Source organism: Nocardiopsis ansamitocini, from assembly GCF_030268225.1.
In the GTDB taxonomy this organism is placed as follows: Bacteria; Actinomycetota; Actinomycetes; order Streptosporangiales; family Streptosporangiaceae; genus Nocardiopsis_D; species Nocardiopsis_D ansamitocini.
On sequence record NZ_BSQG01000002.1, the window covers coordinates 423,824 to 447,314 of the forward strand.

The following is a 23,491-nucleotide window of genomic DNA, read 5'->3' on the forward strand; positions in this document are numbered from 1 at the left end:
TTTGTCCCGCCTGCGCGGGCATGCTTCGGGTAGGGTCCTGACCGTGTCGCAACCGCCGGAGCAGCCCCATGGCAGTGGACCCCATCAGCCTCAGCGGGGTGCCGGCCCGCCCCCGCAGTCGGGGCCGCCCGGTCCACCGGGCTGGCAGCAGCAGCGGCCCGACCAGCAGCCGTCCGGACAGTGGCCGCCTCACGGCCACGAACAGCCGTCCGGCCAACCGCCTCCCGGGCAGGGGGCGCCCCCCGGCCAGTGGCCGCAGCAGGGGCCGCCGCCCGGGTATCCTCCGCAGCCCCCCTACGGGCAGGTCCCTTATGGACACCCCCAGCAGCCCTACTACGGTCCGCAGTCCGGAGCCTCCCCGTTCGCACCGGGAGGCTTTCCGCCCGGACCGGGCGACCGGTCTCCACGGCGCTCGTCGAAGCTGCCTTGGATCCTGGGCGGTGTAGGAGCGGTCGTCCTCGTCCTGATCAGCGCGCTCGTCCTGGTCCTCGTGCTCGGCAAGGAGACGGGGCCCCACCCGGGGCTGGCCGCGGGCCGCGTGGAGCCGGGCGACGTCGAGGGCGTACAGACCTTCGACGACCTGTCGTTGGACCATGTGAGCGGCACCGTCGACTATCCGCAGAACCCGCCGGCCGGTGGTCCGCACAACGAGAAGTGGCTGAACTGCGGCATCTACGACGCCCCCGTTCCGGCGGAGAACGCGGTGCACTCCCTGGAGCACGCCGCGGTCTGGATCACCTACGACGCCGCACTCGACCAAGACCAGGTGCAGGCGCTGCACAGCCGGTACTACCCCGGCTCCTACCTCATCATCAGCCCGGTCGAGGGACTGCCCGCCCCGGTCGTCGCCTCGGCGTGGGGCAAGCAGCTCGGACTGGACGACGCCACCGACCCCCGGCTGGACGCGTTCATCAACGCCTACGAGATGAGCATGAACGCACCCGAGCCGGATGCCCCGTGCTCGGGAATGGTCGGCAACCCCGTTCGCTGAGCCCGCCCCGGCCGGGCCGGTCCGCACCCCATCCGGTGCGGGCCGGCTCAGCCGGGAAGCGCGTACTCCCCGCTGTCCAGCGGGTCAACGAGTCCGTCGGAGATCAACGCGTCCAAGGCGCGCTCACGCTGCACCGAATCCTCCCAGACCACATCCAATGCCGACTTGTCGACCGGCCCCGGGGCCTCGCGCAGCACGGCCAGTAGTTTGCCGCGCACCTGCCGATCGGTGCCCGCGTAGGTCTGCCCGCGACGCGGCGGACCGTCGTGCGGCGGCTTTCCGGCCAACACCCACGCACAGTCCGCGATGACCGGGCAACTCCCGCACGCGGGAGACCGGGCGGTGCACACCAGGGCGCCCAGTTCCATGACCGCCACCCCCCAGCGCGCCGCCACGGCCGGCTCCTCGGGCAACAGAGACTCCGCCAGCGCGAATTCGGCCTTGGCCGGGGCCTTGGGCGGATACTCGATTCCCGTCTCCAGGCGGGCCAGGACCCGGCGCACGTTCGTGTCCAGGATCGCGTGGCGCTGGCCGAAGGCGAAACTGGCCACCGCCGCCGACGTATACACGCCGACCCCGGGCAATGCCAGCAACTCGGCGTGCGTCTCGGGGACGTTCCCGCCGTGCCGCTCGACGATGGCGGTGGCACACGCGTGCAGATTCAGCGCGCGTCGCGGATACCCCAGGCGGTTCCACATCCGCACCGCCTCGCCGGAAGGCTCGGCGGCGAGGTCGGCGGCGGTGGGCCAGCGCCGCATCCATGCCTCCCAAGCAGGCAGTACCCGGACCACCGGGGTCTGCTGGAGCATGATCTCACTCACCAGGATGCTCCAGGGAGTGGCTGACTCGGTCCGCCAGGGAAGATCGCGCGCGTTGCGCTCGTACCAGGCGAGAACCGTTGTGCGGTAAGGGTTTTCGTTCATGCGCAATCCGAATTTCAACGGCGGGTCGGGTAGGTGCAAATAATGAAAGCCGGGATACTACGCCCATGGCTTCGACTGCTGGACACCCCGGACCGGTGAGCAGGGGAACGTACTGGAAACGGCGTGTCTTCCTGCTGATCGGGCTGCTCGTGGTACTGACCCTGTTCGCCTATGCCTGTTCGGGCTCGGATTCCGAAAACGCCGAACGGGCGGCCAACGTCGAGGATTCTGCGTCGGAGGGTCCCGCCCCGGGGGCGTCCCTGCCGCCCAGTATCCCAGCTTCGCCCTCCGCGGACCCCTCGGCCAGCGCAGAACCCAGCGCATCGCCCAGCGGTGACGCTGACAAGGACGGCGAGAGCGGGGGTGGGGCCGGCGCAAAGGACGACTCCAAGGACGAGGGCGACGAGAAGTCCGAGGCGAAGAACGGCGGCGGCTCCTCCGGCGGTGACGCCGGACCCAAGCGTGCCGAGGACCCCTGCCGCGTCGAGGACGTCGTGGTGACGCTGAGCACCGACAAGACCGACTACGGGTCGGGCGTCAAGCCCCGGTTCCGGCTCACCGCGGTCAACACCGGCGACCAGACCTGCACGGTGGACGTCGGAGACAAGGCGATGCAGCTGCGTGTCACCTCGGGCGAGGACCGCATCTTCTCCACCGCGGACTGCGTCGAAGGGACGGCCGCCACCGACAAGCAGCAGCTGCGCCGCGGCATCCCGCACATCAGCGACGTCAACTGGGACCGCAAGCGGTCCTGGACCGACTGCCGCGGCTCCGATGTCGACGCGCGCCCCGGGACGTACGTGGTCACCCTCGACAGCGACTACGACGCGGGTGCCGAGGCACAGGTCTTCCGGCTCAACTAGTCCGCGCCGTTTCGGCGGGTGGGCCGCGATCCGCACTGCGGGTCGCGGCCCACCCGCGTGCCGAGGGCAGGTACGGGGACAGGCCGCGCCCGCCTCGCGGCGGGACGTCAGGCGGGACGGCGACGCAGCGTGATGTTGGCGTTGGCCCCGGTATCCGGACTGACCACGACCTCCTGCCCGGCGGCAATGCCCTCCACGGTGAACTCGGCGTCCACCGGGACGTTGCGCTTGACCAGACCCAACGCGATCGGACCGAGTTCGTGGTGGCGCGCGGAACTGCCCACGAAGCCCACCGCGCGTCCGTCGAGTTCGATCGCGCTGCCCCGTGCTGGAAGCCGCTCGGCCGTTCCGTCCAGGTGCAGCATGACCAGACGGCGCGGCGGACGTCCGAGGTTGTGCACGCGCGCGACCGTCTCCTGGCCCGGGTAGCAGCCTTTCTCCAGATGCACGGCCGCGCCGATCCACCCGGTCTCGTGGGCGATGGTGCGGTGGTCGGTGTCCAGGAACAGCCTCGGGGAGTGCGCGGCGATCCGCAGCGCCTCGTAGGCCCACAGGCCGGCAGGGCGCGCACCCGCGGCGGTCAGCGCGCCGGCTGCGGACTCCAACGCCTCCCGTGGCACGAAGAGGTCGGTCTCGTGCTCGGTGGTGCGCACGGGAGCCTCGACCGCCGAGGGCAGGGCCGAGGCCAGGGCGGCCACCGCGTCGCCGCGTCCCGGGCCGAGGAGGGTCAGTACGGCGTACTCCTCGCTGAGGTCCGTCACCTCCACGCGCATCATGAATCGCATCGAGTCCAGGAACCGGGTGAGCTCCGCAGCGGTACCGGGCTCCACGTGCGCCCACAACGCCGAGCCGTCGTCCACGACGAACAGGTGGTCGTGGATGTGCCCCTTGGCGTCCATCCGCAGGGTCTCGGTCGCCGTGCCCGGGGTGATGGATTCCAGAGCCTGGCTGGTCATGCTGTGCAGCCATCCGAGCCGGTCGGCACCGGTCACCCGCACCACGCCCCGGTTGCTGCGGTCGACCCACCCCGTCGCACGCTCCAGTGCGCGTTGTTCCTGGGCGGGCTCTCCGTAATGGGCGGCGACGGCGGAGTCGGGAGCCTCGGCGGCCACGGCGCCCGGGCGATTGAGCAGCGGCGAAGTCATGGACCAAAGCCTATGTCCCGTTCGGGGCGCACCGTCGGCGTCCACCCCGGGGCCGGTCACCGGGAATGAACGGGGGAGAAAGGCCGGCTCCGGTGGCGTCCGCCAAGCCCGGAGGGGCCGTGTGCGGCGGTCGCGGAAAAACATTTGCCCCTGCGCCGGGGCGCGACGTACCGTCGGAGGCACGCAAGAGAGGAGGTGGTCCGAAAGTGCATTCTTTTAGGACTCGCGAGGTGTTCGTCCGCTAGGGCGAGCCGCTTTTCGGATCGCTCCGGCGAATCCGCGATGGACACCCAGACCCTCGGGCGGCCGGCTTTGTCCAACCGGCCCCGGTCACCCCGACCGGATAAGACGCCCGGGGGTCTGTCCATGCCCGCATGCGCGGCCGCCGCACCGGTGGGCCGTCGATCCCCACGGTGCACGACGACCGCCTCCCTGCCTCCCCCACCGGTACGGGGCCGGGGGAGGCAGCCCCCGGCAGGACGTACGGCGGTCCTACTTGTCGATCCGCTTCAGTTGCGCGGACATGTACGACTGGAGCTCGTGGCCGTCCGCGGCGAGGTCCCAGGCGTAGCCCAGCGTCTCGCGGTCGTCGCCGAAAAGGCCGTAGAGGCGGTGGCTGCCGGTGACACCCAGTCCGGTCTCGGTGCGCATCACGACGTCGGTGTAAAGCTCCACCCGGCTGGCGAAGATGGTTCCGAGGTAGACCTCGTTGAACCCCTCCGGATGCGACAGCAGCACCTCCAGGTGCACGCCGGGCTTGTCGTCGTCGGTCTTCTCGCTGTCGTCGCCCAGTCGGACCCGCCAGTAGCCGGACTCCGACGTCACCGGCTCGCCCAGTTTGCCGTCCGCGTCCAGGCGCCACACCTGGCTGCTGTAGCTCAGGTAGGGGTGTCCCTGGTGGGTGAATTCGACCTCCTGGCCGAACTGGAATTCCTCGGCGCCCTCGTAACCTGCGACGCCGACGCCTTCCCAGCGGCCGACGAGGAAGGACAGTTTCGCGAGGTCGGGGTGAAGGTCAGGCTGCATATCCCCAAGGTTATCGGCGCCGGGGACTTCCCGTACCCCTACACCCCGGTACACCCCGGTCGGTTGGCGGCGATCATCGCGACCGGGCATTCGTCTCTCTCTTCGCGGGTGTCCACCCGCCATTCGCACCGGGGCCCACCCGGCTCGGTACCACTGTGATCGGCGCTGTCGGCGGGACTCCTGAGTGCCGGATATCCCGGCCAATCCTGGTAAAGAGGAAGCAACGGGTCCCAGGACGCAGGATCATAGATATTCTGCGGCGTTCGACGATTGGAAAGAGGCGGCTTTAATGCTGGTAATCGGGACGGCCCTCCTCCTCGGCGCGGCGATCCTGGTACCACTCGCCTACCTTGCGATTCGGAGGGCGAACGCCCGGCGCGCTCTCGCCGAACTGCGGCCCTCCGCCCTGGTCGGTATGGCCGGCGACGACGTCACCCTTTCCGGTGTCGCGGTAGCCGGCCCCAACGGAGTGCTGGAATCGCGGCTGGCCGGGGCCGTCTGCGTCTGGCACGGGCACGAGGTGCTGCGCCATTTCGCGACCTGGGAGGAGCGGCAGGGCGCTGAGCGTGAGCGGGTGATGGGCAACGACTCCATCGCCGATCACACCTCGCCCGAGCTCTTCGGTGTCGTCGTGTCGGAGGGGGCCCGGCCCTCCCGACCGCTTCCCCTGCTGGTGGACCCCGAGGACGCCCACGTCGAGGGCGTGCACATGTGCCTGCAACGCGTGATCGGCCGGCCGCAGAGGGGTGTCCCCGCCCCGGCCGACGACCTGCTCGGCCGGGTCAAAGGGCGTATTTCCGGGATCTTCCGGGGGGAGACCATCGAGTTCGAGTACCGCGAGTGGGTGATCCGTCCCGGTGATCGGGTCACCGTGCGCGGCCGGGTCGAACTGCGCGAGGGGCACCCGGTCCTGGTGGCTCCCCGGGACGGCCGGCTCGGGATCGCGCTCGGCGGGACCGAGGAGGAGGCGCCCCCGGCAGGTGCCGCCGGGGGAGTGCTGCTGGGCGCGGGGGCCGCTGCGGCAGGCGTTGCGGGGCTGGCCCTGGTGCTCGTGGCTTCTTTGTGAAGCGTGCGTCGGGAGCACTACGCTTTGGCCATGAATCGCGCGTTGGTTATCAAGGCGACAGCCGGTGAGGACGCCCCCGAACGCTGCAATCAGGCGTTCACTGTTGCGGCCGCGGCCGTGGCCAGTGGGGTGCGGGTGTCCCTGTGGCTCACCGGGGAGGCCAGCTGGCTGGCGGTTCCCGGCAGGGCCGCGAAGTTCACCCTCCCCCATGCCGCGCCGCTGAACGATCTTCTGGACCTCGTGCTGGCCCAGGGCACGGTGACCGTGTGCACGCAGTGCGCGGCCCGGCGCGAGCTGACCGTCGACGACCTCGTCGACGGCGTGCGTATCGCGGGCGCGCCCAGCTTCGTCGAGGAGATCACCGAAGAGGGCGTGCAGGCGCTCGTCTACTGACGGGCAGCCGCCCGGCCCGGCCGCCCGTTGCAACAACGGAGCGGCGGCCGGGCCGGCGGACCTGCCGGACTACTGGGACGTGCACGCCGTGCCGTTGAGGGTGAACGTGCCGGGTGCGGGGTTGGTGCCGCTGTGGGAGGCGTTGAAGCCCAGCGTGACATTGCCGCCGGGGGCGATCGCCCTGTTCCACGCCGCATTGGTCACCCGCACGGTGGAGCCGCTCTGCGACCAGGTCCCGTTCCACCCGTTGGTGACGGACTGACCGCTGGAGAAGGTCCACGACAGTTCCCAGCCGTCAATGGCCGTCGTACCCGGGTTGGCGACGGTGATCGCCCCGGTGAAACCGTTGTTCCACTGGTCGGCCACCGAGTACCGCACCGCGCACGTCCCGTTTCCGGGTTCCCCCGGTTCCTCGGGGGGAGTGCCGCCCAGCAATTGGTACACCGAGTTCCACGCGGGCTTGGGCCGGTACTGCGCATCGTGCATCAGCGCCGCCCCTTCACCGGGGAAGGTGTCGGGGATCCAGGAGAGGCCGTCGGTGACCCCCCAGACCGTGACGCCGATGCAGCCGTCCACCGCGATGCAGCTCTGGAACACCGAGCGGTAGTCGGCGGCCTGGGTCTGGAGTTTGGCGTCGGTCACGGGAAGCTGCATACGGATGTCCAGCTCGGTGATGGCCACGTCGAGCCCGAGGTCGGCGAAGCGCTGCATGTTGGCCGCGAACGTCGAAGGCACCTGGCCGATGATGATGTGGCCCTGGATGCCGATCCCGTCCAACGGGACGCCCGCCGCCAGCAGTTCCACGGCCAGGTTGTAGAGGGCGTTGCTCTTGGCGTTGATTCCCTCGATGTTGTAGTCGTTGATGTAGAGCTTGGCGCCGGGGTCGGCCGCGCGCGCCCAGCGCAGCGAGTCCGCGATGTAGTCGACGCCGAGGTTGTCGTACCAGATCGTCCCGCGGTAGCTGCCGTTCTCGTTGAAGGGTTCGTTCACCACGTCCCAGGCGTACACCCGGCCCTCGTAGCGTCCGGCCTGGACCGCGATGTGCTCGCTCAGGATCGTGCGGAGCTGGGCCGGGGTGAAGTTGCCCGATGTCAGCCAATTGGGCTGTTGGCTGTGCCAGACGAGGGTGTGCCCGCGCACGATCTGGTCGTTGGCCTCGGCGTAGGCGACGATCTGGTCGGCGGGGCCCCAGTTGTACTGGCCGCGGGTGGGTTCGACCGACCCCCATTTCATCTCGTTTCCGGGGGTGACCGCTTCGTACTCGCGACCCACGATCGCCTCGTAAGCGGGGATGGAGGCCAGCGGCGCGGCTTCGATGCCGTTGCCGACATGGATCCCGGCGGCCGCGGCAAGCTCCCGCAAGGGGGTGGGGTCGGCGGCCTGGGCGGTCGGGGCGGTGAGCAGTCCTGCTGCGCACAGCCCGGTGGCGAGGAGGCCGAGTAGTCGGGTCGCGCGACGGTGACGGTTGTCCGTCATGGTCGTTTCCTTTCGTGTGAGGACGCATCACTGCTTCTGCGCGGCCGGCGTGCCCCCTCAGGTGCCGGTCCAGGGTGCCGCATAATTTGGGAGCGCTCCCAAATTATGCGGACAGTGACGAATCTAACACCGTCCGGTTCGGGAGAAAAGAACGAATCCGCCCCGACCGCCCGCAGACGCGCCGGGCCTCACACGTCCAGGACGACCGTGAACGGGCCCTCGTTGGTCAGCGAGACCGACATGTCCGCGCCGAACTCACCGGTCTCGACCCGGGCCCCCAGCGCGCGCAACTCCTCGACCACCCGATCCACCAGAGGTTCGGCCACCGGCCCCGGAGCCGCGGCCTGCCAGGTGGGCCGGCGCCCCTTGCGCGCGTCGCCGTACAGGGTGAACTGGCTGACCACCAGCAGGGGGGCGTCGACGTCCGAGCACGACTTCTCCTCCGCCAGCAGCCGCACCGTCCACAGCTTGCGGGCCAACTTCGCGGCCTCGGCGGTGCCGTCGGTGTGGGTCACGCCCACGAGCGCCATCAGTCCCGGCTCGGTGATCGACCCGACGGTGCGCCCGCCCACGGTCACCGAGGCGTGGCTGACCCGCTGTACTACCGCTCTCATGTCCGTTCCTCGGGTTGGATGGATTCAGCCCAGCGCGCGGAACTGCCGCGTGTTGGAGATGACGCCGGACAGCGTCAGGGTGAAGGTCTTGATGGAGTCGGCGAAATCGTCCAGACCCCAGTTCTCCGGACCGTGGTACCAGGGCAGCTCGGCCTCCTCCTCCGAACCCGCCGCCGCCAGGATGCGCGCCCACCGCTCCACGTTGTCGAAGATGATCGCGTAGGGAAGGTAGCGGGAGAACAACTGCACCCGGCGCCCCGGAGGGATGTCCTCCACCCCCGCACGGTGCAGGTACGCGCGAAAGCCCAGTGTGTGGGCGAACACCGCGCTTCCCAGTCGGGTCTTGGCCGGCATGTACTGCGCGCCGACGGTGACCGCCGCGCCGGCGATGACAATGGCCAGCCCGGTGAACGCGGCGCTCGTGTAGGTCGCCAGGACGATGGTTGTCACCACTCCGAACACCGTCAGCCCGATGCCGGTCGTCGTCCACTGGTTGCGCTCCAGGTTGGGCTTGCGCGCGAACCAGCGCAGTCGGACCATGTCCCGGTACAACTCGTTGCGTACTCCGGCCAGGCGCTGGGCGAACCCCTCGCCCAGCTCCGACAGCCGGATCGAGTCCCGGTCGTAAAAGAGGGCGTCCAACAGGAGCTGTTCGTAGGGGAGCAGGTCCTGCTCGCCACGCCGACCGGCACGTTCCAGCAGCCAGTCGACCGATGCGAAGTGCTCGTGCGGTAGTTCTTCGATCGTCAGGTAGCCGCGCACCGCAAGGTCCAGCACGGTCGCGGTGATGTCCACGACGTCGGCCTGTTCGTCGATGAGCGTGCCGATCTGCCCGGGGTGCACGTCGTCGGGCGGATGGAAGCGCAGCGTCCCGCCGCCCTCCTCCACCGGAGCGTGGTCGCCCAGCCTGGCTTCGGCGCGCAGCGCCCGCTCGTCGCGGCCGCGCACCCGGATCAGTACGACCAGGCCGCCCACCAGCACCACCAACAGCAGCCCGAACACGCTCCCGGTCGCCGGAGTGATCGCGAACGCCGAGGTGAGCGACCAGTTCTTGCTCAGGATGTGCGCGCTCCGGGCAGCGCTCCCCGGATAGCTCACCACGATGCTCAGCGTCTGGCCCGCGCCCAGGTCGGCCTGGAGGAACCGAGCGATGAGCGCCTGGTGGCCGCCCATGTCGGAGGAGGTGCAGTAGATCGAACTGCGCGGATCTCCGGCGGCGCACGACAGCGCCAGCGGTGGCCGCTCGGCGTCCACCGTCACCTTCGTCTCATCGACGGGCAGGCTGTAGCCGCCCACGGCCGTCCACTCCAGTTCCAGCCGGTCGCCCAGTTGTCCGGCGGTGCCCTCGACGGTGTAGTCCAGTACGACCTCGGAGGCCCCGGCCACGGCGATGTCGGCCGTCAACACGGTGCCGTTCTCGGAGGTGGCGACCTCGACCGGCGCACCCTCGCCGTTGACGGCCTTCAGGCCGCTCAACCGGTACAGGCGGTCATGATCGGTGTCGTAGGGCTCGCGGATCACGAACTCCCGGGTGAACTCCTCGGGTCCTCCGCCGCCGAAGGCGATGCGTTCCTCGGCGTGCAGAACGCCCTCGCGGTCGAGTACCAGTGAGATCTCGTTCACGATTTGGCCATTGACGACCGCACCCGGAAGTGTCGAGTGTGTGGGGGGCTCGCTCTCCGAGGCATGGGAGGCATGGGCGGTAAAGGGCAGAGCGAGCAACGCGAGAGCCGCCGCCCCGGCCATCGCACGGGCAACAGTGCACACGGAGCCCGACACCGGTTCGGGCTGACACCACCACATGGCGGATCAGCCTATCGGCCGGTGTCGGCCGCCGCCCGAGCCAGGTCAGGCAGGAGCTGCCCCATTTGACCCGTCATAATCGTGAAGGCGAGTTGTGCGGTAGACCGTCGCCACGAGCCGGGCCCGCCGGAAGGGACGCAGAACATGGGCAAGTCGAGCCGCCGCAGCGCCACCGACGCAGGGGCCGAGTACGCGCTGCCCGTACACGCTGCCAAGCCTCGTCCCCACCTGGGTATCGGCGTCATGGTGGTCCTGATCACCGGCCTGGGAGCCGTCGCGCTCGCCGGATTCGTCACCGTCGCGGCGTTCTTCGACGGCGGCAACCGGCCCGCGCCCTCCACGGCAGCCCCTGCCCACGGGCCCGCCGTCCGGCAGGACGACACCATGGCCGTCAGCAACCACGACGACGGGCTCGACGCCAACCGGCTCTACAGCAGTGGGCGCCTCGCCGAGGTCGCCTGCGAGGCACCCCGGCTGCACCCCAGGGACGCGACCTCCATGGAAGTCTTCCTGCACACCGTCACCGACTGCCTCGACGAGTCGTGGGGCGAGCACTTCGCGGACTCGGCGATGCCGTTCGAACCACCCAACCGGGTCTACTGGTACGCCTCCGGGCAGAGCCCGTGCGGCAATTACCCCGTCGAAGGAACCTCCGCGTTCTACTGCCAGGCCAACCAGGGGCTTTATCTCGGGGTCGCAGACATAGTCGAGACGTCTGCGGGTACTGGCGACGCCGAGGCGTACGGCTTCCTGCTCAGTCACGAGTACGGTCACCACGTGCAGGGCGAAGCCGGCATCCTCGACCGCTACCAGGACGAGCGCAGCGGCCAGGGGACCTCTGCCGACCGTGACCTGTGGACCCGGAGAGGCGAACTCCAGGCCAACTGCCTCGGGGGCGTCTTCCTGGGATCGGTGGCCGACAGTTTTCCGATCGGTGGCGAAGGGCGGGCGAATATTCTCAAGGACGTCGGGCTGCGCTCGGACCGTGGTGACGACCGTACGCACGGGACCCCGCAGAACGGGCAGATGTGGACGGACCACGGTATGGACCGCCAGGACCCGGCGGCCTGCAACACCTGGGACGCCAGAACGGAACTGGTCGACTGAAAAGGGCAGCGCCACGGGCGCGTGAGCGTGGGGGCGGGACGTGAACGGAGACGGGCGGGAACCGGGGGCGGACGCCTCGTTGCCTCCGGCCCGGTGGGCCGCGCTCTGCTTCGCACTGGGGGCGGTGGCACTGGCGCTGGGAATCCTGGTGTGGAACGCGGCCACCCCGGCCGTCGAGGAGCCCGCGCCGACCGCCCAGGGCGACCGCCACGCGGTGCCCGGCGTCGAGACGAGCGCCGAGGCCGATTCCCGTAGCGGGCTCTACCAGGGACGTCCCACCGGAGAGACCGCCCTGCTGGACAATCCCCTCTACACCACCGGCCGGTTGGCCCCGTTGCCCTGTCCCGCCCCCGAACTCGACGTCACCGACCAGGTGTCGATGGGAGAGTTCCTGCACACGGTCAGCGACTGTCTGGACCAGGCGTGGGCCGCCCAGTTCGCCAAGGCCGGCATCCATTTCGATCCGCCGAGCCGCGTCTTCTGGGACGAACCGGGGACGAGTCCCTGCCGCGAGTACCCCTCCAGCGCGGGGGCCTTCTACTGTCGTGCCAGCAAGAGCGTGTACATCGGTACCGCCGACATCGTCGAGAAGTGGAACGGTACGACCGACAGCGTCGTCTACGCCTCGCTGCTCGCCCACGAGTACGGCCACCACGTGCAGGGCGAATCGGGACTGCTGGAGTACTACCACGAGCGCCGCGGCCTGGAACCCGATCCGGCGGAGCAGAGCGGGTGGACCCGGAAGGGGGAGCTTCAGGCCAACTGCCTGGCCGGTGCGTTCCTGGGCGCGATCCAGGTCACCTACCCCCTCACCGGCGGCGACCGTGACCTTCTACTGGCCGATGCGGCTGCCACCGCCGACCGGGAGGGAAGCACCGACGAGGAGCGTACGCACGGCTCCCCGGCCAACAGCGTGCTCTGGATGGAGCACGGCATGGAGCATCAGGACCCCGGGGCGTGCAACACCTGGGTGGCCGATGACGAGGTCCTCCAGTAGTTCCTCGGCGCGGGGATCGGACAACGAGGGCCGGCAGGAACGAGAAGCGCATCTAGTTACCAATTGGTTTCTCAGGGTCACATGTGCGCACCGATTGGGCGGATCGGGGCGATTGCGGGCACCGGAAGCGGAATGATCGGACCTATGCCCGACGAGCGCGCGGTCGAACTGCGTATCCACGGTGTCAGCGGCGGTCCGGCCGACGAGCTGTTGGACGTCGAGCCCGCGATGCGGGTCTCCGGCGACGACCTCGCGGCTTTCTACCATTACCGTTTCGAGCGCGACACCAGAACCCTTCCCGGGGTGCCGCGCGAAGTCTTCGCCTGGGGCAACCTCACCTCCGGGCGCTCCTCCCGGGCACTGTGGCTGCTGCTCCTGCCCTTCATGCTCGCCAACGTCGCCTACTGGATGCGGCCCCGGCGCCTTCTCGGTGAACCGACGGTCGCGCACCGCATCGCCGACGCCGGCTACGACGTGCTGGTCCGGCTGCTGGCCCTGAGTCTCACCGTGCTCATGGTCCTCGCCGCAGCCGGGATCGGCATGGACCTTTTGGCCTGGCAGTGCACGGCCTACGGTGCGTCCTGCGCCGAGCTGCGCCCCTGGTTGGGCTTCCTCTCCGCGCCCGGTGCGGTCCTCGCCGAACCGGGGCGGGCCCTGGCCGTGGGCGCCCTCCTGCCGATGGCCGTGATCACCGTGCTGTGGCGGCTCTCCCGCCGCACGGACGCCACCTACGAGGCCACGTCCGCGCCCACCGGGGTCCGCGCGCCCAACGCACCCCTCAGCCACCCCGAGTTCTGGCGCAACAGTCCGGCGATGGGCCGGCTGCGCTCGGTGCACGTCGCCCTGGCGGTGTCGGTGGTCGCGGCGCAGCTTCTGGTGCCCGCTCTGCGCAATGACGTGGGGACGTCCCTGGCGATCGCGGGGTGGACCCTGGCCGCGCTCCTGGCAGCGGCCGCTCTTCTCGCGGCCCTGGGGGCGTTGCTCCCGGGCCGCACCCGTCTGGAGCCCTTCGCGAGCACGGCCTGTCGAATCCTGCGCGACGTATCCCTGGTGCTCCTGGCGGCGACGCTCCTCTACGCCGTCTGGCACCGACCGGACTGGACCGCCGAAGGAGCCCTCCCCGGGTACTCGGTGGTCCTCAACAGCCTGTTCGCCCTTCAGTGCGCCCTGGTCGGACTCCTGTTGCTGACCGCTGTCGTGCTGTATCGGGGTGCCAACGCCCACGTCGGCACCGCGATGCGTGGGCTGGCCGGGCCCGCAGTGGCCGCGTTGGGGGTCCTTCTGGGCGGAGTCTTCTCCGCCGCGCTGGTCTACCAGGCCGCCGGCTGGTTGGGCGGTTGCTATTACCCCGGGGCCGAGGCGACCGGATGTCTCCTCTTCCGGCCGCCCAGCGCCTACGCCTGGCTCCAGCTCGCCTTCACCTTCGAGGCGGCCATCGGACTGTTCGCGTTTGCGATGCTGTGGGTGGTGGCACGCAGGCGTACCCGGCAGCAGCGTGCGCAGACCGCCGCGCGTTACCGACGCCACCCCGATTCCCCGCGCACCCGCCGGATCGCCTCGGCCCGGGCCTTGGGGACGATGACCGAGTTGCTGCCCGCCTGCCTGGTCGCACTCCTGCTTCCGGTCGTCCCGCTCGTAGGCGTCGTGCTCTATGCCGTGGTCACGGGCACCCTCACCGCATCGCCCCAGGAGGACGCCGAGCTCAGCCCGGCCACCATGACGGCCGGTGCCGCCGACGGGGTCCAGGAGGTCATCACGGCCATGGTCACCGTCGGGTCGTGGCTGGGCGGCGCGTTCCTGGTGGCACTGGTCTGGCTGGGGCGCAGCGCCTATCGCAGCCAACCCACCCGTCAGGCGGTGGGGGTTCTCTGGGACATAGGGACCTTCTGGCCGCGGGGAGCCCATCCCCTGGCCCCGCCCTGCTACGCCGAGCGGGCCGTCCCCCAACTCGCGGCCAGGGTGGCGGCGCTCACCGGGAAGGGGACCGGAGTGGTGCTGTCCGGGCACTCCCAGGGGTCGGTGCTGGCGGCGGCCACCGTCTGGCAGTTGCCCGCACGATGCAGGAAAGAGGTCGCGCTCATCACGCACGGATCGCCGCTCTACCGCCTCTACGCCCGTTACTTCCCGGCGTACTTCGGCACGGCCGCCCTCAGCGAGCTTCGGGGCAGGGTCGCCTGGTGGCGCAATCTCTGGCGGCTGACCGACGCGGTCGGGGGGCCGGTGCACACCGACGACGACACCGTGGGGTTCGCCGAACCGCTGCCCGACCCCCGCCACTTCGACCACCAGGAGGGGGAAGCGCTCTACCCCGAAATCCTGGGCCACTCCTGGTACACCCGTGATCCCGCCTACCGGGCGGCGGTGCGGGCAGCGGTGCGTCGGCTGGGCGAGACCAGGGCCTGCGGCGGTGGCGGACGCGTCCCGCCGCAAGCGGGGCTACCAGGGGCCGTAGGGCCCGTCACCGGGGCGGGTGATGCTGCGGACCGCGGGACGAACATCCAGCATGAAGATCAACGCCACGACCAGCGATAGGAAGACCAGGAACGCGCCGTACCCGAGAGTGGCGCTCAGCGACAGCAACGACCCCAGGGACAGCAACCCTACCCACAGGCCCTTGGTCTGCTTGTCCATCGCCGGGAACGCCTGGGCCGGTGTGCGTGCCGCCTCCACCAGGGCGTACAGGCTCGTTACGAAGATCGCCAGGAAGATGGCCCTGAACAGCAGATCCATGAAGGTCATGGTGTACATGTGAGCACCCGGCCCTTGCCTAGCGTTTAGGAGGATTCTTGCTCAGGATAAACGCGCAGGATGCGTGAATGGTGCCCGAGCGCGCGGCCCGAGTCACATGGGAAGGTTCCACAGTCCCAGCGTGGTGGCCATGAGAGCGGCCGACCCCAGCAGGACCGCTGTCGAGGTGGTCCGGGACAGCCGCGCACCCGGGTTGAGAAGTCGGGATACCCGGGTCAGGACTTCCGGTTGGTCGGGGTTGGGCACGACCGCCATGGCGCCGGCGGGGACCGTGGGATTTCCGGCGGTGCCGAACCGGACCAGCGCGGTCGCCAGCTCGCGGGGCGAGTGTGCGCGGCGGGCCTGGTCGTCGGCGCACATCTCGATGAGCAGCGCCACGGAGTTGTAGCAGGTCGCCATGAACCGAACCCGTGGAAAGGCCCGCTTGAGCGAGGAGAAGGGCAGCAGCACGAGGTCGTGACGCTGGCGCAGGTGCGCGTGTTCGTGCGCCAGGACGGCGGCGAGCTCCTTGCGGTCCAGCATCGCCAGGGCGCCCGCGCTGATCACGACCTGGGGGTTCAACACCCCGGGCAGGCAGTAGGCGGCGGCTGCGGGGTGGTCCAGCACCCGGGCCCCCGGGACGTCGGGATCATCCCGGCCCACGAGCTCCAGCAGGTGGCGGTGACGGCTCCGGGTTCGCAGCACTTGGACGAAGGAGAGCACCAGGCCCCAGAAGAGCAGCAGGGTCAGGCCCACCGCCGCGACGATTGCCACACCCCGCAGCGCGCCCAGGCGGGGGTCGGCCAGTTGCGGAAGCATCAGTCCGTGTGCTGCGGCGTCGCGCACCAAAGCGAACAGGCCGCCCACGACACCACGTTCATAGGGGGTCAACCCAAGGGCCAGCAACGCTCCGATAGTGGAGATCCCCCAGGCCAGGCCGAGCGCCTGCCAGGCGATGATCGCGACATAGGGGCCCCGGGCCGGCCACTGGGCCCGCCTGAGGTGGGTGGCGGCGAGGAGACAGCTGCCCGAGATCATCGCGAGCAGCACGGCACTGACCATTCGGTTACGTCCTAGGGCTCGTCACTCTCCGCGAGCGCGCGGCGGAGCGCTTCGGCTTCCGGGCCGCTCATCGAACGGACGAAGGCGGCCAGCGCGGCATCCCGGTCACCCGTCTGGCCCAGCGCGTCGAACATGAGCTCGGAGACGTAGTTCTCCCGGCTGGCTGCCGGACGGTAGCGCCACGCGCGTCCCTCGCGGGTGCGTTGCACAACTCCCTTCTTGGCGAGTCGATCGAGCACCGTCATGACGGTCGTGTGCGCGAGATCGCGGTCAGACAGGGCGCGACCCACGTCCCGAACCGTCATTGGCTCGATTCTTTCCCACAGTACATCCATCACCGCACGTTCAAGATCACCGAGCCGATTCATGTGGTCAGTTTACTTCCAGTAGTACTACGACGCGTAGGGGGTACCTGTTCTGGCCCTTTCGGCTGCGGGCGCGCCGAAGCGTCGCGTGCCACAAGCGCTCGGAGGGCGGTGGCGGCGGGAACCCGGGGTCAGGTGCGGGCATGGGGGGCGACCCGGCCCGAGAAGGCGCAACACGCCGATGAGATCGGAGCGTAGTCAAAGAAAAACGGAGGGTGACTAGTTGGCGCCTGGTCGTAAATAGTCCGTGTGGGCCATACCCGAAATGGGCCTAATGGGGTCTGGCCGCCCACCCGTCCCAGACCGTAATTTCTTGACCAGCGGGGAGACAAGAATTTCCACACCGATCCGACCCCCTGAATCGGGTGGTAGGGGAATTCCCCTCCGCTGTCTGCCTGATACCGCGCCATCGGGCTGAATTACCACAAAACAACACATGTGATCTTTGGGAGTGGGACAACATGTGGCAAAAAGAATGGGCGTCGCAGGGCGCCTGTCGGGAAATGGATCCGGATGCCCTTTTTGTGCAGGGGGCGGCGCAGAATCGTGCCAAGCTCATCTGCCGGGGTTGTCCGGTTCGTACCGAGTGTCTGGCCGATGCGCTGGACAACCGGGTGGAGTTCGGTGTCTGGGGAGGGATGACCGAACGAGAGCGGCGGGCATTGCTGCGTCGCCGGCCCGAGGTCGAGAACTGGATCGAACTGCTTGAGAGCGCTCGACGCGCCTACCAACAGGACGACGAGTCCCTGGACGTCGCAGCCCCCCGGTAGTCGTCGCCGCAACGGCGGCGTCCCCCGGACGCGAGATGAGGGGTTCCGCGCGCTCGTGCGTGCGGGATCCCCGCGTTGTCCGGCACCTGTGGACCGACCTGCCCCGCGCCGCCGGTGCTCTGCCGCGCCCACCGGATCCGTACCCCCGGCGCACCGCGTACCGATCGGGGTGCGCTTTGCCGAACCGATCCGGTGCCTCGGCTACCCTCGGTGAGGCGATGGCGGGTTGTTGGTCCTTTTTCCAGTCGCCGCCTACGCTGTCCTTGTCTCCGCGCTCGCCGAGCTGCCCCCTGGAGCGAATCCCTGACCTTGAGGAACAGTGCGTGTCCAGGAAGTTCTCGGTCAAGACCGCCGCTATCGCCGCCTCATCACTGGCGGTGATGGTCGCGTGTTCCGTCGCCGTCCTCCCGTCCGCCGCCGGCGACACCGAGGACGCGGCTTCGGGCTTTCCCTGGGCCGGTTCCGACCGGGCACTGTCCCAACTGGTGGGATACGAGGGCCTGCACCCGCGCCCGGGAAGCGTCGCCGTATGCGACTCGGGCAGCAGCGACGAGATCCTCACGGTCCCCGACGACACCGCCCCCGGCGGCCAACGCGAGATCTGGGTCCGGCGACCTCCCGGCCCCGACACCGCCGATCGGCCGGTCCTGTACTTCCTGCACGGTTCGACCGGGACACCCGACTGGCTCTGGGACAACGACCTCGGACCGCTCATGGACAAGGCCATGTGCCGCGCGGGTGTCGAGTTCGTCCTCGCCGCGCCCCACGGCCAGGAGGTCGGCAACCGCGACACCGAGTGGGGGGACGCGGTCGACGGCAGCTACTCGATCGAGAGCTTCGTGACCGGCGCCGCGATCGATGCGGTCGAGGGCGACCAGCAGCGTCCCCGGGCACTGCGCGCGATCGGCGGAGTCTCCATGGGCGGTTACGGCGCCGCGGCCCTGTCCCTGCGCCATCCCCAGAAGTACGCCCAGGCGATCAGTTGGGCCGGGTACTTCAAGGTGGACGACCCCTCGGGCACCTTCGGCGACACCCCCGACGAGCACGCCCCCGACCAGCTCCTGGACACCCCCGGAGCCCACGACATCCGTTTCATGCTCATTGAGGGGACCGAGGACCACACCCCCTTGCAGACCGGCAGTATCCACGGTGAGGCCCAGCGTTTCTCCGGCCTGCTGACCCGCCACGGAATCGAGCACGAGACACTGCTCACCCCGGGCGGCCATGACATGGCGGCATGGGGGCCCACCTTCCCCGACGCGGTCGAGTTCCTCGTACAGGAGTGGGTGCAGCCCTTCGAGCTGCCCGAGCCGCCGCCCACGGACTGACTTTCGTCAGGGGCCGCTAACCGCCCCCGCCCACCGGTCCGCGCGAGGGCCCCGGTCATTATTGGGAACACCGCGCGTGGCCGCGGATGTTGACGCTTGTGGCGCCCGGTAGAGGCGCGCAGACGGGTGAAGGGGCGAGAATCCAAGTGGTGGTGCCAGAGAGTGCGGTGGAGCGGGGAGTCGGGACACCGACCCCCCGCAGGGTCGCGACGATCAGCCTGCACACCTCTCCGCTGGAACAGCCCGGCAGCGGTGACGCGGGCGGAATGAACGTCTACGTCGTCGAGGTCGCCAAGCGCCTCGCCGAGCGCGGGGTGGCCGTCGACGTCTTCACCCGGGCCACCTCCTACGACCAGCCGCCCGCGGTCGAGTTGGCTCCCGGAGTGACCGTTCGCCACATCGCGGCCGGGCCGTTCGGGCCGCTGGACAAGCACTCCCTGGCCCGCTATCTCTGCCCGTTCGTGTTCGGTGTCCTGCGCGCCGAGGCCGACAACCTCGCCGGGCACTACGACCTTGTCCACGGCCACTACTGGTTGTCCGGCAAGGCCGGACTGGCCGCCGCGCACCGTTGGGGCGTGCCGATGGTGCAGTCCATGCACACCCTGGCCAGGGTCAAGAACATGTCGTTGGCCCAGGGCGACACCCCCGAACCCGAGGAGCGGGTTCGCGGCGAGGACCAGCTGGTCCGCCTCTCCGACCGCCTGGTGGCCAACACCACGGACGAGGCAGCCCAGCTCCGGGACTACTACCGGGCCGACACGGCCAGGATCGCCACCGTGCCGCCCGGGGTGGATCTCGACGTCTTCGCTCCCGGCTCGCGCGCGCAGTCGCTGCGCCGCATCGGCCTGCCCGCTGACGCCGAACTCCTGCTGTTCGTCGGCCGTGTGCAACGGCTCAAGGCCCCCGACGTACTGCTGCGCGCGGCGGCACGACTGCTGGAGCGCGCGCCGGAGCTGCGCGACCGACTCGTCGTGGCCATCGTGGGCGGTCTGTCCGGAACCGGTCGCGAAGAACCGGGGCACCTCGTCGAACTCGCCGAGTCGCTGGGGGTCGCCGACGTCGTCCGCATGGAGCCGCCCCGCTCACGGGCCGAGCTCGCGCACTTCTACCGTGCGGCCACCGCCACGGTCGTTCCCTCCTACTCGGAGTCGTTCGGGCTGGTGGCCGTGGAGTCCCAGGCGTGTGGGACCCCGGTGGTCGCCTCCCGGGTCGGCGGCCTGCCCACCGCGGTGCACGACGGGGTGTCCGGCGTGCTCGTCGACGGACACGACCCCGAGGACTACGCCCGAGTGCTGCACCGGGTCATCGGCGCGCCCGCCTGGCGCGACCAGATGGGTGTCGCCGCCGTGCGACACGCCGCGGGCCTCAGCTGGTCGGCCACCGTGGACGGGCTGCTCGACGTCTACCGCGGCTCCCTGGCCGGGCAGCGGCTTCCGGCCGCTGCGTGTCAGTAAGCGCTTCCATATGGAGAGGACCCCCGTATGCCCGACCATGAGCAGGCCGGCGCGACCGCCGCGATCGAGGCCGCACTCGACGAGGCGGGGCTCGACTACGAGCGCCCCCGTCCCGAAGCGTTCCTGGTGACCATCCCCGGGAAACGCAAGCTCAAGACCCTGGTCTGGCTCAACGTCGGCGAGCACAGCCTGCTGCTCAAGACGTTCTTCTGCCGCCGTCCCGACGAGAACGAGGGCGCGTTCTACCGGTACCTGATGCGCAAGAGCGCCGACATGTACGGGATGGCCTTCAGTGCCGACGACGTCGGCGACGTCTATCTCACCGGCCGCCTGCCCCTGGCCGGGATCACCCCCGGCGAGGTCGACCGGCTCCTCGGCTGCGCCCTCACCTACTCCGACGAGAACTTCAACCCCGCGCTGGAGCGGGGGTTCGCCACCGCCATCCGCAAGGAGTGGGAGTGGCGTGCCAAGCGCGGCGAGAGCACCCGGAACCTCCAGGCGTTCCGCCACCTCGCGCAGGAGCCGGCCACAGGGTGAAAGCTGAGCGAATTGGCGTAGACCAATCCGTGGTGCGGTGGCAGGGCACCGGAGGCGACTCGCTAGGCTGAGCGCTATGTCGACTCTGGTACTGCTGCGTCATGGTGAGAGTGTCTGGAACGCCGAGGGTCTGTTCACCGGTTGGGTGGACGTCGACCTCTCGGAGAAGGGCGAGGAGGAGGCCCGTCGCGGCGGCAAACTGTTGCTGGACGCAGGCGTTCGCCCCGACGTCCTGCACACTTCGCTGCTCAAGCGTGCGATCCGCACCGCCAACATCGCTCTCTCTGCCGCCGACCTGCACTGGCTGCCGGTCAAGCGCTCCTGGCGGCTCAACGAGCGCCACTACGGCGCACTTCAGGGCAAGGACAAGGCCCAGACCCGCGCCGAGTACGGCGACGAGCAGTTCATGACCTGGCGTCGTTCCTATGACACCCCGCCGCCCCCGCTTGCCGACGACGCCGAGTTCTCCCAGGCCGGGGAGGTGCGCTACGGCACCCTGCCGCCGGAGCTGCTGCCCCGTACCGAGTGCCTGGCCGACGTCGTCGACCGCATGTTGCCCTACTGGTATGACGCGATCGTGCCCGACCTCGCCGCGGGGCGCACCGTGCTGGTCGCCGCGCACGGCAATTCGCTGCGCGCGTTGGTCAAGCACCTCGACGACATCGACGACGCCACCATCGCCGGCCTGAACATCCCCACCGGCATTCCGCTGGTCTACGACCTCAACGAGGACTTCACGCCGCGCAAGACCGGCGGCGAGTACCTCGACCCCGAGGCCGCCAAGGACGCCATCGAGGCAGTGAAGAACCAGGGCAAGTAGCCCCGCACGTCGAACGCCCCCGTCGAGGAGTCCCGTGCCGACCGGGGGCGTTCGGCGTCCGTCCGGCAGTGCCGGACGCGGGAGTCAGCCCGCAGGTTCGAACTTGTAGCCCAGACCGCGCACCGTCACGATGAACTTCGGGTTGCCCGGGTCGTCCTCGATCTTGGCGCGCAGACGCTTGACGTGGACGTCGAGGGTCTTGGTGTCACCGACGTAGTCGGCGCCCCAGACGCGGTCGATGAGCTGGGGCCGGGTCAGGACCCGCCCGGCGTTGCGCAGCAGGACCTCCAGGAGCTCGAACTCCTTCAAGGGCAACTGCACGCTGGTTCCGCGCACCGTCACCACGTGCCGCTCCACGTCCATGCGGACCGGGCCGGCCTCCAGGGTGGCGGGGGTCAGCGGCTCGTCCTCGCCCCGGCGGCGCAGGACCGCGCGGATACGCGCCACGAGCTCGCGGGAGGAGAAGGGCTTGGTGACGTAGTCGTCGGCACCCAGTTCCAGGCCGACGACCTTGTCGATCTCACTGTCCTTGGCGGTCAGCATGATGACCGGGACATTGGACTTCTGCCGCAGCGTGCGACAGACCTCGGTGCCGGACAGGCCCGGAAGCATCAGGTCGAGCAGAACCAGGTCGGCTCCGGTCCGGTCGAAGGTCTCCAGCGCCACCGTGCCGGTCGGCGCGACGGCAACCTCGAAGCCTTCCTTGCGGAGCATGTACGACAGGGCGTCGCTGTAGGATTCTTCGTCCTCGACGACGAGTACACGCGTCACTGTGCTGCCTCCTGATAGGTATTTGCACCGGAGCGTTGCGGCTCCCGGGTCTCCGGCCGGGGCAGACGCAGGGTGAACGTCGAGCCCGAGCCTTCCTTGCTCCACACGGTCACTTCACCGCGATGGTGGGTCATGATGTGTTTCACGATGGCCAGGCCGAGACCGGTTCCTCCGGTAGCCCGGCTCCGAGCGGCGTCTACCCGGTAGAAGCGCTCGAAGATCCGTTCCAGGTCCTGCTGGGGGATGCCGATTCCCTGATCGGCCACACTGATGTCGATCGTCGCCGCCGTCACCAGTACCGACACCGACACCCGGGTTCGTTCCGGGCTGTAGGCCACCGCGTTGGCGACCAGGTTGCGCATCGCCGTGGCCAGCAGGCTCTCGTCACCGATCACGCAGACGCCGCTGGTGCCGCTGGAGACCAGCTCGATCTCCTTGGCATCGGCCGCCATGCGCACCGCGTCCAGCGCCTCATCGACCACCTGTTCGATCTGCACGTCGGCGGGCTCGGCCATCGGCTCCGCCCCCTGGATGCGCGACAGCGTAATCAGGTCCTGGATGAGACTGGTCAACCGGGTCGCCTCGGTCTGCATGCGTCCGGTGAACCGGAGCACCGCCTCGGGGTCGTCGCTGGCGTCGGCGACCGTCTCCGCCAGCAGGGACAGTGCGCCGACCGGGGTTTTGAGCTCGTGGCTGATATTGGCGACGAAGTCGCGTCGCACTGCCTCGACCCTGCGGCGTTCGGTCTGGTCCTCGGCCAGCACCAGCACCAGGCCGGTCCCGCCCAGCGGAGCCACCCGCACGGCGAAGGACGTGGAGTCGGGGCCGAACTTGCGCACCGCGACTTCGATCTCGGTCTCCCGGATCACCCCGTCGCGCCGTACTTGGCGGGCCAGTGCCAGCAGCTCGCCGATGACGAGCTCCTCCCCGCGCACGATCCCGAAGGCCCGGGCCGCTGAACTGGCCCGAAGTACCCGGTCGGCGGAGTCGAGCACCACCGCCGAGGACGGCAGGGCCGAGAGCACCTCGGCAATCCCCGAGGGCAGTTCCGACTGCGGAGCCGTATCCGGGGTACGGCTACGGCCCGCCTCACTCATCCGAAACGCCAGACCGGCCGCGACACCCGTCACGAGCCCAACGATTCCCGCCACAGCGGCCAGCAGCTCCCCTTGCACGCTTTGATCGTAAGCGGGTAGAGGCCGGGGTTACCCCGCTGACCATGTGTTACAACCGAGGTTCCCCGAGAATTCATC

At 69.5% G+C, this 23,491-nt stretch carries 23 protein-coding genes; 12 read left to right on the plus strand and 11 right to left on the minus strand.

Features of this window, described 5'->3' with window-relative positions:
- The first annotated feature begins 43 nt into the window (after positions 1-43).
- Positions 44-991, plus strand: a complete 948-nt coding sequence (locus QSJ59_RS08555; RefSeq protein WP_285758452.1) for a thioredoxin-like domain-containing protein — start codon at positions 44-46, stop codon at positions 989-991.
- Positions 992-1,038: 47 nt separating this feature from the next.
- Here QSJ59_RS08555 and QSJ59_RS08560 read toward each other — a convergent pair whose 3' ends face one another.
- Positions 1,039-1,914, minus strand: coding sequence for an HhH-GPD family protein (locus QSJ59_RS08560; RefSeq protein WP_285758454.1), 876 nt, complete (start codon positions 1,912-1,914; stop codon positions 1,039-1,041).
- Positions 1,915-1,979: 65 nt separating this feature from the next.
- On the opposite strand from QSJ59_RS08560, the gene QSJ59_RS08565 reads away from it, so the two are divergent.
- Positions 1,980-2,777: an ICP22 family protein gene (locus QSJ59_RS08565; protein ID WP_285758456.1), complete on the plus strand. Its 798-nt coding sequence runs from the start codon at positions 1,980-1,982 to the stop codon at positions 2,775-2,777.
- Between the two features lie 107 nt (positions 2,778-2,884).
- On the opposite strand, the gene ygfZ is transcribed toward QSJ59_RS08565, so the two are convergent.
- Together ygfZ and QSJ59_RS08575 are read right to left on the minus strand one after the other, a co-directional pair.
- A complete protein-coding gene (gene ygfZ, locus QSJ59_RS08570) occupies positions 2,885-3,922 on the minus strand; it encodes a CAF17-like 4Fe-4S cluster assembly/insertion protein YgfZ (RefSeq protein WP_285758458.1) in 1,038 nt (345 codons plus the stop codon).
- 492 nt (positions 3,923-4,414) lie between these two features.
- Positions 4,415-4,948, minus strand: a complete 534-nt coding sequence (locus QSJ59_RS08575; protein WP_285758460.1) for a nitrobindin family protein — start codon at positions 4,946-4,948, stop codon at positions 4,415-4,417.
- A 289-nt stretch (positions 4,949-5,237) separates the two neighbouring features.
- Between QSJ59_RS08575 and QSJ59_RS08580 the strand changes: the two genes are divergently transcribed.
- The gene (locus QSJ59_RS08580; protein WP_285758461.1) at positions 5,238-6,014 is read left to right on the plus strand and encodes a hypothetical protein; all 777 of its coding nucleotides are present in this window, start codon (positions 5,238-5,240) and stop codon (positions 6,012-6,014) included.
- Positions 6,015-6,044: 30 nt separating this feature from the next.
- Positions 6,045-6,407 (plus strand): DsrE family protein, encoded by a 363-nt coding sequence (locus tag QSJ59_RS08585; RefSeq protein ID WP_285758462.1) that lies wholly within the window; start codon positions 6,045-6,047, stop codon positions 6,405-6,407.
- Positions 6,408-6,476: 69 nt separating this feature from the next.
- On the opposite strand, the gene QSJ59_RS08590 is transcribed toward QSJ59_RS08585, so the two are convergent.
- The 3 genes from QSJ59_RS08590 to QSJ59_RS08600 all read right to left on the minus strand — a co-directional run bounded on the left by QSJ59_RS08590 (position 6,477) and on the right by QSJ59_RS08600 (position 10,300).
- Positions 6,477-7,883: an endo-1,4-beta-xylanase gene (locus QSJ59_RS08590; protein ID WP_285758463.1), complete on the minus strand. Its 1,407-nt coding sequence runs from the start codon at positions 7,881-7,883 to the stop codon at positions 6,477-6,479.
- A gap of 188 nt (positions 7,884-8,071) precedes the next feature.
- Complete coding sequence (dtd, locus tag QSJ59_RS08595) at positions 8,072-8,497, minus strand: D-aminoacyl-tRNA deacylase (protein ID WP_285758464.1); 426 nt, start codon at positions 8,495-8,497, stop codon at positions 8,072-8,074.
- Between the two features lie 24 nt (positions 8,498-8,521).
- Positions 8,522-10,300 carry a DUF2207 domain-containing protein gene (locus QSJ59_RS08600; RefSeq protein WP_432707448.1) on the minus strand — a complete coding sequence of 593 codons (1,779 nt, stop codon included), beginning with the start codon at positions 10,298-10,300 and terminating at the stop codon, positions 8,522-8,524.
- Between the two features lie 144 nt (positions 10,301-10,444).
- On the opposite strand from QSJ59_RS08600, the gene QSJ59_RS08605 reads away from it, so the two are divergent.
- From QSJ59_RS08605 to QSJ59_RS08615, 3 genes are all read left to right on the plus strand, one after another.
- Positions 10,445-11,407, plus strand: coding sequence for a neutral zinc metallopeptidase (locus QSJ59_RS08605; RefSeq protein ID WP_285758466.1), 963 nt, complete (start codon positions 10,445-10,447; stop codon positions 11,405-11,407).
- 40 nt (positions 11,408-11,447) lie between these two features.
- Entirely contained in the window at positions 11,448-12,404 is a 957-nt protein-coding gene (locus QSJ59_RS08610; RefSeq protein ID WP_285758467.1) for a neutral zinc metallopeptidase, read from the plus strand.
- Positions 12,405-12,548: 144 nt separating this feature from the next.
- Positions 12,549-14,936 (plus strand): hypothetical protein, encoded by a 2,388-nt coding sequence (locus QSJ59_RS08615; protein WP_285758468.1) that lies wholly within the window; start codon positions 12,549-12,551, stop codon positions 14,934-14,936.
- Here QSJ59_RS08615 and QSJ59_RS08620 read toward each other — a convergent pair.
- The 3 genes from QSJ59_RS08620 to QSJ59_RS08630 all read right to left on the minus strand — a co-directional run bounded on the left by QSJ59_RS08620 (position 14,841) and on the right by QSJ59_RS08630 (position 16,561).
- Positions 14,841-15,143 carry a DUF2516 family protein gene (locus QSJ59_RS08620; protein WP_285758776.1) on the minus strand — a complete coding sequence of 101 codons (303 nt, stop codon included), beginning with the start codon at positions 15,141-15,143 and terminating at the stop codon, positions 14,841-14,843. The genes QSJ59_RS08615 and QSJ59_RS08620 overlap by 96 nt on opposite strands.
- A gap of 102 nt (positions 15,144-15,245) precedes the next feature.
- Complete coding sequence (locus QSJ59_RS08625; protein WP_285758469.1) at positions 15,246-16,193, minus strand: M56 family metallopeptidase; 948 nt, start codon at positions 16,191-16,193, stop codon at positions 15,246-15,248.
- Positions 16,194-16,204: 11 nt separating this feature from the next.
- The gene (locus QSJ59_RS08630; RefSeq protein WP_285758471.1) at positions 16,205-16,561 is read right to left on the minus strand and encodes a BlaI/MecI/CopY family transcriptional regulator; all 357 of its coding nucleotides are present in this window, start codon (positions 16,559-16,561) and stop codon (positions 16,205-16,207) included.
- Positions 16,562-17,019: 458 nt separating this feature from the next.
- Between QSJ59_RS08630 and QSJ59_RS08635 the strand changes: the two genes are divergently transcribed.
- The 5 genes from QSJ59_RS08635 (at position 17,020) to QSJ59_RS08655 (ending at position 21,467) form a co-directional block, all read left to right on the plus strand.
- Positions 17,020-17,328 carry a WhiB family transcriptional regulator gene (locus QSJ59_RS08635; RefSeq protein ID WP_285758472.1) on the plus strand — a complete coding sequence of 103 codons (309 nt, stop codon included), beginning with the start codon at positions 17,020-17,022 and terminating at the stop codon, positions 17,326-17,328.
- A gap of 323 nt (positions 17,329-17,651) precedes the next feature.
- Positions 17,652-18,656: an alpha/beta hydrolase gene (locus QSJ59_RS08640; protein ID WP_285758474.1), complete on the plus strand. Its 1,005-nt coding sequence runs from the start codon at positions 17,652-17,654 to the stop codon at positions 18,654-18,656.
- Between the two features lie 149 nt (positions 18,657-18,805).
- Positions 18,806-20,110 carry a D-inositol-3-phosphate glycosyltransferase gene (gene mshA / locus QSJ59_RS08645; RefSeq protein WP_285758476.1) on the plus strand — a complete coding sequence of 435 codons (1,305 nt, stop codon included), beginning with the start codon at positions 18,806-18,808 and terminating at the stop codon, positions 20,108-20,110.
- A gap of 27 nt (positions 20,111-20,137) precedes the next feature.
- Positions 20,138-20,647, plus strand: a complete 510-nt coding sequence (locus tag QSJ59_RS08650; RefSeq protein WP_285758477.1) for a YbjN domain-containing protein — start codon at positions 20,138-20,140, stop codon at positions 20,645-20,647.
- A gap of 76 nt (positions 20,648-20,723) precedes the next feature.
- On the plus strand, positions 20,724-21,467 hold the full coding sequence (locus QSJ59_RS08655) for a phosphoglyceromutase (RefSeq protein WP_285758479.1): 744 nt from the start codon (positions 20,724-20,726) through the stop codon (positions 21,465-21,467).
- Positions 21,468-21,551: 84 nt separating this feature from the next.
- On the opposite strand, the gene QSJ59_RS08660 is transcribed toward QSJ59_RS08655, so the two are convergent.
- On the minus strand, positions 21,552-22,238 hold the full coding sequence (locus QSJ59_RS08660; protein WP_285758481.1) for a response regulator transcription factor: 687 nt from the start codon (positions 22,236-22,238) through the stop codon (positions 21,552-21,554).
- On the minus strand, positions 22,235-23,389 hold the full coding sequence (locus tag QSJ59_RS08665) for a sensor histidine kinase (RefSeq protein ID WP_432707458.1): 1,155 nt from the start codon (positions 23,387-23,389) through the stop codon (positions 22,235-22,237). Before QSJ59_RS08665 ends, QSJ59_RS08660 begins: the two co-directional genes overlap by 4 nt.
- Between the last annotated feature and the right edge of the window lie 102 nt (positions 23,390-23,491).